Annotated in this window: 12 protein-coding genes and 1 tRNA gene; 4 read left to right on the forward strand and 9 right to left on the reverse strand. The window is 59.7% G+C overall.

Translation table 11 applies throughout. The features are described from left to right. Positions 1-22: 22 nt before the first annotated feature. The 3 genes from MHK09_RS05105 (at position 23) to MHK09_RS05115 (ending at position 3,076) form a co-directional block, all read left to right on the forward strand. The gene (locus tag MHK09_RS05105; protein WP_034656094.1) at positions 23-553 is read left to right on the forward strand and encodes a peptidylprolyl isomerase; all 531 of its coding nucleotides are present in this window, start codon (positions 23-25) and stop codon (positions 551-553) included. Between the two features lie 108 nt (positions 554-661). Continuing rightward, complete coding sequence (locus tag MHK09_RS05110; RefSeq protein ID WP_250412868.1) at positions 662-1,315, forward strand: rhomboid family intramembrane serine protease; 654 nt, start codon at positions 662-664, stop codon at positions 1,313-1,315. A 306-nt stretch (positions 1,316-1,621) separates the two neighbouring features. Continuing rightward, positions 1,622-3,076, forward strand: coding sequence for a phytoene desaturase family protein (locus MHK09_RS05115; RefSeq protein ID WP_250412870.1), 1,455 nt, complete (start codon positions 1,622-1,624; stop codon positions 3,074-3,076). Here MHK09_RS05115 and MHK09_RS05120 read toward each other — a convergent pair. From MHK09_RS05120 to MHK09_RS05160, 9 genes are all read right to left on the reverse strand, one after another. Continuing rightward, complete coding sequence (locus MHK09_RS05120; RefSeq protein ID WP_250412871.1) at positions 3,027-3,593, reverse strand: hypothetical protein; 567 nt, start codon at positions 3,591-3,593, stop codon at positions 3,027-3,029. The genes MHK09_RS05115 and MHK09_RS05120 overlap by 50 nt on opposite strands. A gap of 74 nt (positions 3,594-3,667) precedes the next feature. Then, entirely contained in the window at positions 3,668-3,937 is a 270-nt protein-coding gene (gene crgA / locus MHK09_RS05125; protein WP_005326260.1) for a cell division protein CrgA, read from the reverse strand. 64 nt (positions 3,938-4,001) lie between these two features. Next, positions 4,002-5,960, reverse strand: coding sequence for a Stk1 family PASTA domain-containing Ser/Thr kinase (pknB, locus tag MHK09_RS05130; protein ID WP_250412873.1), 1,959 nt, complete (start codon positions 5,958-5,960; stop codon positions 4,002-4,004). A gap of 3 nt (positions 5,961-5,963) precedes the next feature. Next, on the reverse strand, positions 5,964-7,409 hold the full coding sequence (locus MHK09_RS05135; protein WP_250412875.1) for a serine/threonine-protein kinase: 1,446 nt from the start codon (positions 7,407-7,409) through the stop codon (positions 5,964-5,966). Next, positions 7,409-8,839: a penicillin-binding transpeptidase domain-containing protein gene (locus tag MHK09_RS05140; RefSeq protein ID WP_200436177.1), complete on the reverse strand. Its 1,431-nt coding sequence runs from the start codon at positions 8,837-8,839 to the stop codon at positions 7,409-7,411. Before MHK09_RS05140 ends, MHK09_RS05135 begins: the two co-directional genes overlap by 1 nt. Next, positions 8,836-10,188, reverse strand: a complete 1,353-nt coding sequence (locus MHK09_RS05145) for an FtsW/RodA/SpoVE family cell cycle protein (RefSeq protein WP_250412876.1) — start codon at positions 10,186-10,188, stop codon at positions 8,836-8,838. The genes MHK09_RS05140 and MHK09_RS05145 overlap by 4 nt, the downstream gene beginning before the upstream one ends. 3 nt (positions 10,189-10,191) lie before the next feature. Beyond that, entirely contained in the window at positions 10,192-11,556 is a 1,365-nt protein-coding gene (locus MHK09_RS05150; RefSeq protein WP_250412878.1) for a PP2C family protein-serine/threonine phosphatase, read from the reverse strand. Further along, complete coding sequence (locus tag MHK09_RS05155) at positions 11,553-12,005, reverse strand: FHA domain-containing protein FhaB/FipA (protein WP_005329668.1); 453 nt, start codon at positions 12,003-12,005, stop codon at positions 11,553-11,555. The genes MHK09_RS05150 and MHK09_RS05155 overlap by 4 nt, the downstream gene beginning before the upstream one ends. 25 nt (positions 12,006-12,030) lie before the next feature. Then, positions 12,031-12,864, reverse strand: coding sequence for an FHA domain-containing protein (locus MHK09_RS05160; protein WP_250412880.1), 834 nt, complete (start codon positions 12,862-12,864; stop codon positions 12,031-12,033). 199 nt (positions 12,865-13,063) lie between these two features. On the opposite strand from MHK09_RS05160, the gene MHK09_RS05165 reads away from it, so the two are divergent. Further along, positions 13,064-13,148, forward strand: a tRNA-Leu gene (locus MHK09_RS05165). Positions 13,149-13,272: the final 124 nt, after the last annotated feature.

The raw sequence follows: 13,272 nt of genomic DNA on the forward strand, positions 1-13,272 counted from the left end.
GGCACGCGTTAAATTCTTTACAATGGCTGGCATGACTCAGAAGACCGCAACTGCAACGATGCATACCAACTACGGTGACATTGTTATCGATCTCTTCGGTAACCATGCACCGGTAACCGTTGAAAACTTCATCGGCCTGGCCAAGGGCGAGAAGGACTACTCCTCCCAGAACGCAAAGGGCGAGCAGTCCGGACCGTTCTATGACGGTGCAATCTTCCACCGCATCATCGATAACTTCATGATTCAGGGCGGCGACCCGACCGGCACCGGCCGCGGTGGCCCGGGATACCAGTTCCAGGATGAATTCCACCCGGAGCTGCAGTTCGACCGCCCATTCCTGCTGGCCATGGCTAATGCCGGCCCAGGCACCAACGGCTCCCAGTTCTTCATCACCGTGGCGCCGACCCCGCACCTGAACAACCACCACACCATCTTTGGTGAGGTAACTGACGCTGCTTCCCAGGAGGTCGTGTCCAAGATCGCCAAGGTGGATACCGACCGCATGGACCGTCCGCACGAGGACGTTGTTATCGAATCCATCGATATCGCGTAATCGCCTTTTCCTCGGGCCCGTCACCGCATTATTCGTGCGGCGGCGGGCTCGTTGCAGTTTTACCCCAAGCCACCCACCACTAGATCCGCCCCAAGGACTGACAACTTCATGACCATGGTGAGAAACTATGTACGCGCCACCCCGGCGACCGCGCTCATTGCCGCCGTTTGCATCATTGCTTGGCTTATTACCGCGGTGCAGGCTCGCACGCTAGGAGCCACCTTCTATGATTCCCCGCTCGCAGCGGATTGGGGCCTGTGGGGACCGGATTATCCCTTCCGCCCTCAGGCTGCGCTGTCTTCGGAGTTCATGCACCTAGACGCAGGCCACTTGGCGGTGAACATGATCATGCTCTTGCTCATAGGCAAGGAGGTGGAGCGGACGCTTGGTACTGGGTTGTATCTCGCCGCTTATTTCACCTCTTGCCTGGGTGCGTCGGCCATGATCTTGAAATTCGACTTCAATACCCCCACTGTTGGTGCCTCCGGTGCGCTCTTCGCGCTCATGGCCATGCTCGTGGGCGCTTACCGCCAGCGCGGGCTCGATCTCCGCGCGCCCATCGCCCTCGTTCTGGCGAATGTGGCCTATACCTTTCTAGCCGATGGCGTATCCCTGTGGGGACACCTTGGCGGGTTGTGCACAGGCATAGTGTTGAGCCTTTTTCTCTATCGAAAGAGCCCTGCGCTTCGCTGGAGTGGCGTTGCTGCGGTGGCCGCGGTAATCCTCGCATTGCTAGCTCAACAAGCTGGGCTTTGGGGATAACTGTGGAATTTGATCACCGGAAAGCGTGTGCGAAAGCATTCCACAATGCTTATCCACATTGTGGATAACTACATTTTTGTAATTTACCGAACGCTTTTCCGGAGTTTTCCCTGATCGCGCTGGTCTGGCCCGTGCGAAAGCGCGAAAATCAGCTTGTGGAAGCCCGTGAAAACAGTTATCCACAGGGTGTTAATAATTGTGTGAAATTCACATTTCACAGGTTTTCTCCACAGCCTGTGGATAACTTTCTACCCATTGTGTTAACAAGACTGATAAATTTGGGCATTGACCTGCATAAGGAGCATTGTGGATTATCAACCTCGCGCTGTGATCGTCGGCGCAGGCCCGAATGGGCTCACGGCCGCGGCGCGGCTGGCTATGGCCGGATGGCGGGTGGATATCTACGAGCGCGCCGGCCGGGCCGGTGGTGCAGCGGCATCCTCCGCGGAGATTTTCCCGGGCACGATTGTGGATCTCGGCGCGGCCGGGCACCCCTTTGGCGTAGCGAGCCCGGCCTTTCGCGCCCTCGACCTGGAAGCCCACGGTCTGCGGTGGCGCAACGCGCCTTATCCCATGGCCCATCCGCTAGAAGGCGCGCCGGCCGGGATCTTGCACGGTTCCTTGGCGGACACGGCGGCGGAGTTGGGAGCCGATGCCCAGGCGTGGAGGCGGCTACACGGGCACATCGTCCGCCACATCGATGAGCATGTGGATAACGCGCTTACCCCGTTGGTGCGGTGGCCCGAAAGACCCGTGCGCTTGGCGCAATTTGGCGCGGCCGGAGTCTTGCCCGCCAGCAGCTTGGCGCGGGCGGCCTTTCGCACACCCCAGGCCCGCGCGCTCTTTGCAGGCAGCGCGGTCCACGCGATTACCTCGCCGACCACGCCTTTTACCTCAGCGTTCGGCCTACTCTTTGGCGGGCTGGGCATGACCCGCGGCTGGCCCGTGGTGGAGGGTGGCACCGGCGCTCTTATCGACGCCCTCCTTAACCTCCTGCGCTCCCACCACGCCCGCCTCCACACCGGATGCGAGGTCACCGATCCGCGGGAGCTGCCTCAAGCCGATGCGACCATCCTGAACCTGACCCCGCGGCAGATCCTGGGTCTGCCGGGACTGGAGCTTCCCAGCCGTGTTCGCCGGAGCCTGGCAGGCTGGCGATATGGCAGCGCCGTCTTCAAAGTGGATTTCCACCTCAGCGAGCCCGTGCCGTGGACCGACCCGCGCGTGGGCCAGGCCGGCACCGTGCATGTGGGAGGCACGGTGGAGGAGATCTGTAGGGCAGAGGGGGACGTCGGCAAGCGGCGCATGCCCGAGCGACCCCTAGTATTGGCATGCCAACAATACGTGGCTGACCCTTCCCGAGGGCTTACGCTGTGGACTTATGCGCACGTCCCGCGCGGCTATGCGGAGCGCTATCCGGGTGAGGTAACCGAGCTGATTACTGCGCAGATCGAACGCTTTGCCCCCGGTTTTCGGGATACCATCCTGGCTACCCACGCCACTAGCCCGGCCGAACTGGAGCGGTGGAATCCCAACCTGGTGGGAGGCGATATCGCCGGCGGATCCATGACTGGGCTGCAAACTCTCCTGCGGCCACGCCTTTCGCCCCATCCGCATCGCCTCGCTCCGGGAGTATATATGGCCTCCAGCTCCGCCGCTCCCGGTGCTGGAGTGCACGGTATGCCGGGATGGTGGGCAGCGGAGGAAGCGCTCAGCGGGTGGAAAGGCGGCGCTGCCAGAAAAAGAGGCCCGCGCCGATGAGCCAGAGAGTCGCAGCGGCGAAGTACCCAGGAATGGTCGTGGTGCGGGGCAAGTAGGAACTGCCTGGGACGAGCCCTGCTATGACAGGCTCGAGGAGGAAGCCTAGGACGGCGAGATAGTCGAACCACCGGAACTGGGCCGAGGCCGCGCCGGCCAGCCCCAATACCGGTCCAGAGATGAGCGCCAGGATAAACCACTGGGAGTTGTACGCAAATGCCTCGCGCCAGTTGTACACACCGAAGACCACGAGCAAGGCGTAGTGCACGGCCAGCATCAAGATGATAATTCCCGTACCGGCCAGGAGTGCCTTGAGCCACCGGCCCGAAAAATTCTTGCCTATGAGGTAGCTAAAGATTCCCCACACCATGCCCGAGCCCAGGACGTTGCCTAGGTAGTTGCGCACGGAAAGGCGGAGGGGAGCGGCGCCGGTGAGTAGGGTGGTATCGGAAAACGCGATGTGCACGGCCGCGTAGGCCACCGAAATGATGAGGCCAGCAGCAAGAATATGGCGAGACATGTGGCTCCTAGATATGAAGAACCCTCGCCACCTACAGGAACCAGGGAGCGAGGGAACAGGCTGGGAGGTCTAGCTTAGCGCCATCCCATGGTCATCAGCAGGCCGATGATGGCCAAGCCAAAACCGATGCCATAATTCCAAGCGCCGAGGTCCGCCATGAACGGGATGTCCTGGCCAGCGAGGTAATTGACCACGAGCCACAGCAAGCCGATGACCATCAGGCCTAGCATGATGGCTACGTACCACTTCGGGGTGCCCTCCGAATTGATCTTGACGGGGGTGCGGTTGGTAGCAGAGCTCGAGGTAGGGACGGAGGAGCTCTGAGAAATCTTTGACTTCGGCATAAGATACCTTTTCTAGATTTAAGTTCTTATCTAAGTTCGTACTGAGACCTTAGGATACCAGCAGCTATGGCTGCGGCAGAAGTGCAGCGGGGTCGAAATTCCACAGGCGGACCTCAATGTTTTGATCCTTACGCATGGTATCGCCTGGATTCACAGAGGCCCAGCCAATCTTATTGTTATCCACCAGCGCGCCGGTAGGCACGGGCTCACCCGGCACCAGCTGGCCAGTCCACCCAGCCGCGCGGAGTTCATCTTCGGCCTGCTTCTGACTCTGTCTTACCAGGTCAGGAGCCTTAAAGAGCATGCCATTGGAGACCTCAACGGTGACCGGCTTGCCCTTTTCCAGCTCCGCGCCCTCATTGGATACGCTCAGCACCGTGCCCTTCGGCTCCAAGGAATCGACCTCGCGCACGTCTACATCAAAGTCACTGGATTCGAGGCGGCTCTGGGCATCTTCTACATTCATTCCGGAAACATTGGGCACGCGCCTCTTTTCGACGCCCTTAGATACCGTCACCCGTACCTTCGATCCCTTAGACAGCTGCGTGCCGCCGGCCGGATCCTGCTTGATGATTTGGCCGGCTGGTGCTTCATCGTTTTCCTCCGAAACGTCGGAGTTGAGTGCCAAGCCCGCCTCTTCGAGGGCATGGGAGGCTTCGTCCAAGGTCATGCCGGTGATATCCGGAACGTCCGTAATCTCCTTGCCGGAGGACACAGTCAGCGTGACCGAGGCATTCTTCTGCAGCTCGGAGCCTGGGGCCGGATTAATGCGGATGGCATTATTGCGTGGAATATCCGGGTTGGCCTCCTCATTGACGGTGACCTGCAGACCCATGTCTTCTAGTTCCTTGACAACTTCGTTGCGCGGGCGGTTTTCCACCTCGGGCACGGTGATTTTGTCCTCGCGGGCCGATTGGGTCTGGCGTGGCTTATCCTCAGAGTCTTTATCGTTGGAGAAGAAATCCCAGGCGAAGTAGCCCACGATGGCCACCAAGAGGGCGGCCAGGAAGGCTGCCAGCCACTTCATCCAGCCGCCACCCTGATTGTCATCGTCCTCGGTGGGGCGGGTGGACTGGATTGGCGCGCGGTGCGCGGCCGCAGCTGGTGCGGCGGCGCCGACCATTTCGGTAGGCTGCTCGTCTTCTTCCTCGTTGACGTGCATGCGCGCTGCAGCGGTGACCTGCCCGTTGCGCAGGCGCTCCAGATCGCCGGCCATCTCCCAAGCGGACTGATAACGATCCGCCGGGTGCTTGGCCATTGCCGTAAGTACCACCGCATCGATATTGACGCGTTGGGTAGGAGTCAGCGAGGGATCCGCAATGAGCTCCGACGGCGGCGTCGGCTCTTCCTGCACATGCTGATACGCAACCGCAAAGGGGGTTTCGCCCTCAAAAGGAGTATGGCCGGTGAGTGCCTCATAGAGTACGCAGCCCAGCGCATAGACATCCGAGCGAGCATCCGCGTTCTTACCGCGGGCCTGCTCCGGGGAAAGGTACTGGGCGGTGCCGATAACGGCGGAAGTTTGCGTCATCGCCGAGGTGGAATCATCCAAGGCACGGGCGATGCCGAAGTCCATCACCTTCACCTGGCCGGTGTTGGTGAGCATAATATTCGCCGGCTTGATATCGCGGTGGATAATCCCGGCCTCGTGCGAGGCTTGCAGCGCATCCGCTACCGGTTTGAGGATATCCGCCGCTTCTTGGGCGGACAGAGCGCCATCCTCGCGAATGATATCGCGCAGAGTGCGGCCGTTGACCCGCTCCATGACGATATAAGGGATGGTCATGCCATCCAGATCGGTTTCGCCAGTGTCATAAACCGCCACGATATTGGGGTGATTCAGCTTGCCCGAGTTCTGCGCCTCGCGGTAAAAACGCTCACGGAAGTTGACGTCGCGCGCCATTTCCGGGCGGAGCATCTTTACCGCTACTTGGCGGCCTAGGACGGTGTCTTCGGCAGCATAGACCTCAGACATGCCGCCGGCGCCGATGATCTCGCCTCTCCGATAGCGGTCATTGACCATCGCTTAGTCACCCTCCTGTGTAAGTAGATCAGCCAAGTCTCCGGGGAGCTCATTAGCCTGCGAGTTTACTGGAGTATCCAGCTCAGGTGTAGTTTCAACGTGCGTATCCTGCGGATTCTGTTGCGTTGTTACGGCCGGGGGCTGTTCCTGGCGAGTAGGCGAGTGGCGCGTGGGTGCCTCGCGGTGAGTCGTGCGGGGGGCTTCTTCCAGATTGGATTCCTGCGGCTCCGTCTCTGTCACCGTCACCGGCTCCGGGGCCTCTTCCGTATCTTCGTCCGGGGTGTCCTGCGGGGTGGTGGTGGGATCGCGATACTCCGTAACCACCGAGGTCTCCGGTGTGCTGGAGGGGTCGCTTTCTCCCTCGTTATCGCTCAAGTTGTGGTAGGCAGCGTAACCACCACCGGCCACGGCTGCGAGGAGCAGGGTGATACCCAGGCCCTTCAGGAAGGAGGATCCGCCCTTGGACTCCTTGTGCGCAGCAGTGCCCGCAGCCGGATGGATCGTGGTGGGCTGGGCAACGTTGCCCAACATCTCCGTCGATGCGGACGGAGAGGGCTCGGGTGCGCGTTGCGTTAGCGGGGCGGACTTAGGCTGCGGCGGGCGCTTGCCCAAGCGAACTGCGGAGATGGCCAGAGTGAACTCATTGCCATCGGCGTAGCGGGTCGCCGGGTCCTTGCGCAACGCAATGCGGATGAGCTCGCGAGCCGGGGCGCTGATATTCGTCGATAGTGGCTCCGGCTCCTGGTTGATGTGGGCCAGGGCGATGGACACGGAGGAATCTCCGGTAAAAGGGCGCTTGCCGGCGAGCATTTCATAGCCGACGACGCCGAGCGAATAGACGTCGGAAGCCGGCGTGACGTCCTTGCCCTGTGCCTGCTCGGGCGATACATATTGCGCGGTACCCACCACCATGCCGGTGCGGGTCAGCGGCACGGCCGCAGCCGCCTTGGCAATGCCAAAGTCCGTGATCTTGACCTGGCCATTTTGCGTAATGAGGAGGTTGCCGGGCTTAATATCGCGGTGGACCAGCTCCATGCGGTGAATGATGGAGAGGCCATGCGCCGCCTGCTCGAGGACGTCGAGAGCGAGCTCTTCTTGCAGCGTATTTTCGCGCGCCAAAAGGTCTGCGAGGGATTCACCGCGCACATACTCCAAGGCCATGAAGCAGAACTTGCGGCCGTTATCCTCTAGCTCGCGGTAGTCATAAGTGGCCACCACGTTCTCGGACTGAATGGATTCGGCCGATTTTGCCTCGTTGCGAAAGCGCGAGAGGAACTCCTGGTTATCGGAAAATTCCGGGCGCAGAACCTTGAGCGCTACCTCACGATCATTGCGGGTATCATCGGCCAACCACACGGTGGACATTCCGCCGTGACCGATGATCCACTGCAGCTCGTAATCGCTGCCAATCAGTGCCTGGAGATGTTCCTTATTCTCGGCGCTATTCATTACTGCTCCCCCTGGTATGCGCGCAGGATAGCGCGGCCAATTGGGCCGGAAACCTTGCCGCCCGTCGCGGACTCACCCAAGTTACCACCATTTTTCACCACGACGCCTACCGCGATATCGCGTTCCGGATCGAAGGCAACGTACCACACATGCGGGGCCAGCCCCTCGCCGTGCTCGGCGGTGCCGGTCTTGGAGGCAAAGCCGTTACCGTCATAGCCCCAGGACGAACGCTCGGAGGCATACATCAAGTCAGTAAGCGTCGCCGCAGTTTCCTCATTAACCGCCTGGTCTGCCTTCTTCGGCTTGGTGGTGCGGACGTCCTTCATCTGGGCGTCGGTAATGCGATTGACCAGGTAGGGCTGCATGCGGGTGCCCTTATTGGCGACGGTGCCCGCCATGACGGCTGCCTGCAGCGCGGTCATGGTGACGTCGCGCTGGCCAATGGCGGACTGCGCCGTGGCCGCCCCATCCGGCAAATCACCCAAGGTGCCGGCGGAGGTAGACACGCCGAGGTCGTAATTCTCGCCCACGCCAAAGGCCTTGGCGTACTTGCGCAGCTCATCAGCGCCGAGCTGCTCCGACATTTCTACAAAGGCGGTATTGCACGACAGCGCAAAGGCGGTCTGCAGGGTTACCGCATCCTGACCATTGCACTTTTGGTTGGCGTAGTTAGTCAGCTCCGTCACCGTATCCGGCAAGGTAATGACATTGGAACCGGTCAGGGTGGAGGAAGGATCAAAGCCATTGTTAAGGCCCGCCGCGGTGGTGATGATCTTGAAAATGGAGCCAGGAGGCAAGGTCTCTGCACCGGCGTGGTTGACCAGCGGCTGCCCCTCCTGCTCCTGCAGGTTGGCCCAGGTCTCCTCGGCAGAATCACCCATTAGATCATTGGGGTTATAGCCAGGGTTGGAGGCCATGGCAAGGATCTTGCCGGTCGAAGGCTGAATGGCAACCGCAGAGCCCTCGTAGCCAGGACCCACGAGCTGATCGTAGGCCGCCTGCTGGAGCGCAGGATCGATGGTGACCTCTACATTGGCGCCCTGCTTCGGTTTATCGGCCAGTGCGTCGAGCCAATTCTGCTTCATCAGGGAGTCGTCGGTGCCATTGAGGATGTCATTTTGGGATGACTCAAGTTCCGAGGCACCAAATTGGCTAGACAGGTAACCGGTCAGGTTGCCAAAGGCCGGCGAATCAATGGGGTAGGAGCGCGAGTAGGTCTCATCCGGGTTTTGCGTGGACTGCGCCAGCACGGTATTGCCCGCAAAGATCTGGCCGCGCGGGGTGGTTTGCATCTCCATAAACCCACGCATATTGCGCGGATTATGGGCGTACTTATCCTCAGAAAAAGCCTGGATTACCGTCATATTGACCAGCAAAATGGCGGTCAAAATGATGGCGAACAGCGACACTAGGCGGATGGATCGATTCATCGGTGAGCCTCCTGGACCGACGGGAACATGGAGGTATCGCTCGGAGCATTGCCCGAGGTCTCCTGCATGGGGCGACGAGCCGCGTTAGAGATCCGCAGCAGAATCGCCAACAACACGTAGTTAGCCATGAGAGAGGAACCACCGGCAGACATGAATGGCGTAGTCAGGCCGGTCATCGGCAGCAGGGCAGAGATGCCGCCGGTGACCACGAAGACCTGCACGGCCAAGGTAAGAGAAAGACCGGAGGCCACCAGCTTGCCGTAGGTATCGCGGGTGCGCAGCGCGGTGCCGAAACCGCGGGTGGTCAGCATACCGAAAAGCACCAGCACGGCGGCGAGGCCGATGAGGCCGAACTCCTCACCGATTGCAGCAAGGATGTAATCCGAGTGGGCCACCGGAACTAGTTCTGGATGCCCCTCGCCCAAGCCGCTGCCAGAGATGCCGCCGGAAGACAAGCCGAATAGCGATTGGGAGAGCTGGAAACCCGTGACGTCATAGTTACCCAGCGGATCCAGGAAGTTGGAAAAGCGTTGCTGGATCTTGGAGGAAATCTGGTAGATGCCAAGACCTCCGACGCCGACGAGAACGACACCGATAAGCAGCCAGCTCACCCGGCCGGTGGCCATGAATAGCATGCCGAGGACGGTGCTAAACAGCAGCAGTGCCGGGCCGAAGTCATTGGAAATGCCCATGATGACGATCGCGATGGCCCACACGATCAAGATGGGTGCGAGGTCGCGAAGGCGCGGCAGGGAGATACCCAGTACTCGGTATCCCGCCACGGTAAACAGGGAGCGCTTCTGCGTCAGCAGCATGGCAAAGAACAAGATCAGCAAGATCTTGGAGAACTCACCCGGCTGGATGGAGAAGGGACCCAAGTTTATCCAGATGCGTGCCTCCACGTCCGCAGGCTGCGGCCATACCAGCGGCAGGGCCAGCAGGACAAGGCCTGCGGCGCCCAAGATATAGGAGTAGCGCGTCAGCGAGCGGTGATCCTTCAAAATGGCCAAGACCAGCACGAAGAGTACGAGTCCGACGACGGTCCACATGACCTGACGCACCGCGAGCCCGCTTTCTTTAACCAGATCTAGGCGGGCCAACATGATGAGCCCGATGCCATTGAGGATCGCCACGATGGGCAGCACGATCTGATCGGCATAAGGTGCCAAGAAGCACATCACCAAGTGGGCGACGGTAAAGACGCCAATGAACCCGCCAATGAGATAAACCAGGTCCATGGTCAGGGCGTTGTCCTGGGAAAGTTCCAGGCTGACCAGGGTAATAGCGAAGACAATGGCGGCTAGGATGAGCAGGCCGAGCTCGGTTCCTCGGCTAAAAAACTTTTTCACAACCTACACCTCCCGGCAGGTGACGCCAGGCTTGTTTTTCTTGGCATCCTTCTTATCTTTTTGGCTCGGCGCAGTGATACATGGCTTGAGCGCCTTATCGCCCAAATCATTGATCTGCTGCTGCACTTCACCGAGATCACCAGTGGAGAGATGGTCGACGGCGCTGCGTTCAGATTCCGGCAGGTCCGTGACCTTCAGCGGCGTGAAGTCGCCCTCGCAGGGCTGGCCGGAAAAGAGCAGCGAGTTGCTGTCATTAATGCACACGTTTTGGTGCGTGGAGTGTAGTTCCTTGCCGAAGACGGAGTAGTCAGCACCCTGTTGGATGGTGATTTCCTGCGCCTCGTTGGTGGCCACGTAGTAATTATTGGACAAGAAGTTTTTCGCCCATAGGCCGGCCCCAATGACCAGCGCGAGCACGATGAGCAAGGCAATGAGGACCTTCCAGCCGATCTTTCGGCCGGAAGTTTCGTCCTCCGTTTCGTCGTCAGCAGGCTCGGGGCGCTCGTCCTCGCCCTCGGCCATGACGGCCGGTGGAATTACTTGCGGCTTGCGGGAGAGCTGTGCCGCCCGCGACGCAGAAGAATCCGGGTGGGTGGGCTCTTCCGTCGGGCCGGCGAGCGCGCCCACGCGGAACGGCTCATGTTCCTTGGGCTTTTCTTCAGTTACTTCACCGATAACGACGGTGACATTATCCGGGCCGCCCGAGCGGATAGCCAGGTCCACTAGGGTGGATCCGGCCTGCTCGATGCTGCCTTGACCCAGCGCGGTTTCAATGGTGGACGCGGTCACGGGGTCCGAAAGGCCATCGGAACACAGCAAGATGCGGTCGCCCGGCTTGGCGTCGAGAGTAAACAGCGTTGCTTCAACCGGACGGCCCGTATAGGCCTTTAGGATGAGGGACTTTTGTGGGTGCGACGAGACGTCGCCCGGGTCCAGCTCGCCTTTATCCACCAAGGACTGCACGTAGGTATCGTCCTTGGTGATCTGCTTGAGCTTGCCGTCGCGCAGCAGGTAGCCCCGGGAATCTCCCACGTGGCAGACGCCGAAATCCGTGCCGTTGAAGAGCATGGTGGACAGCGTGGTGCCCATGCCTTCGGTTTCTGGATGCGCCTTGACGTGGTCACTGATGGCCTCGTTGGCCTGGTCGGCGGCCGCTTCCAGCAGGGCCTTGGTGTCTTCCTGGCCCGGATCTTGGTCCAAAATTTCTAGGTGGTTGACCATCAGCTCGGAGGCCACCTCGCCTGCCGCGTGGCCACCCATGCCATCGGCCAAGATCAAAAGGTGAGGACCGGCGTAGCCCGAGTCCTCGTTGTTATCGCGAATGAGGCCGCGATCGGACTTAGCAAAGAAGTTCAGCTTCAGTGTCATGCGTTCAACCTCACGGTGGTGCGGCCCAGCTTAATTTCGGAGTCCGCGCCGACTACCTCGGGTTGGTCGATGCGCACGCCATTGACAAAGGTGCCATTGCGAGATTCCAAATCCTCCACAACCCATTCGCTGCCGCGGCGGAATAGCCGGGCATGGTGGCCAGAAGAATAATCGTCGCCCGTGACAAAATCGCAGTCAGAGGCGCGGCCCAACGTGCAGTCCTCCAACGTGCCCAATTCCATATGGGAGCCCTGCAGGGGCCCCTCCACGATGGACAGCTGCTTAATCGCTTCCCGACGCCGCGGTGCGCCAACCTTCTTCGACTGCTGGCGGATAGCACCAGCAGACTTATTAGTATCGCGGCGCATGGCGTTCAAGGCCACCAGGATAAAAATCCAGAGCAGAGCCAACAAGCCGATGCGAAGCGCCAGCATGATGACTGCATCCATGGCGACCTCCCTTCCTTAACTGAACTTAGTAGCTGTGCGAATCAAGGCCCGTAATGCGGACCTCGATGTGGGAATGGCCCATGGTGATCACGTCGCCATCGGCAAGCAGCCAATTATCAATCGGCGTTTCATTCACCGTGGTGCCATTGGTGGACTGCAAATCCACCAGCACTGCGTCTTGGCCGTTCCAGGTGATCTCCGCGTGTTGGCGGGAAACACCCGTATCCGGCAGGCGCAGGTCCGCGTCATTGCTGCGGCCGATAATATTGGAGCCTTCCTGGACGTGGTACACGCGGGACGAGCCGTCCTGCAGCATCAAGTTGACTGCTGGGCCCTGCGGCTGCGGGGCGGGTTGACTATCTGGAGCAATGAAAGCGGTAGTTACTGCATCATCGGCGGTATTGTCGTGCTGCTCGGTCATCTGGTCCTCCTGACCATCAAAGTCGTGGAAAATAGCCTCAAAACCGGTCTCTTCCGTGGGCTCGTGATCAATAAACGAGGACACGCGAAGCTGACCCGTGCGCAAACCAGATTCCTCCGCCACCCGCACGATCACGGGGCCCGCAAGGGACCATCCGCTATTGCGAATGAAGCGCGACAACTGGTCTGCACAATCGGCCGGCAAATTGCGATCCTGCGACAAGTTCTCCAAATCCTTGGAGGAGACACCCACAGTCATTACGTTCGGACTATAAAGGTTGTCATCGTCGCCGCGCGCGAGATTGTCCTGAGCCTCTTGCTTCAAAAGCTCATCAATTTCCGCGGGAACGACCTTGCCGCCGAAGACAAGGGCCATGCCGTTATCAAGGCCGCGTTGCATGGCGGAGTCCAGCTTCGCCAGCTTTTCTAAAAACGCCACGAGCCATTCTCCTTTCCACCATGCAGCGATCAGTAGCGATCAGTATAGTTTGTTCACTCCCTCGAAACGTAGATGGCGACGCGAAAGTTCCCAGAAATTTCGCCACCCCCTCCTCGAAATAATCCACTTTTCCTGCAGATTTGTAGTTTAATGCGCTTTTCGTGGTATCTTTATCAAGTCGCTAAGACAACCACACCCTGCCCGGGTGGCGGAATTGGCAGACGCGCTGGCTTCAGGTGCCAGTGTTCGATAAGAACGTGCGGGTTCAAGTCCCGCCCCGGGCACCCTGTGAAGTCTCGAGACATCGTTCCGGTCGATGCCTCGAGATTTTTCGTTTTCAGTTGCCCTGTTGGGGGTCAAGTTCGTTGTCTTTCTTGTTGTAATAGATTTTTTCTTCGGTGAGTGTGT

Origin of the sequence: Corynebacterium tuberculostearicum (assembly GCF_022347235.1) — a bacterium.
In the GTDB taxonomy this organism is placed as follows: Bacteria; Actinomycetota; Actinomycetes; order Mycobacteriales; family Mycobacteriaceae; genus Corynebacterium; species Corynebacterium tuberculostearicum_F.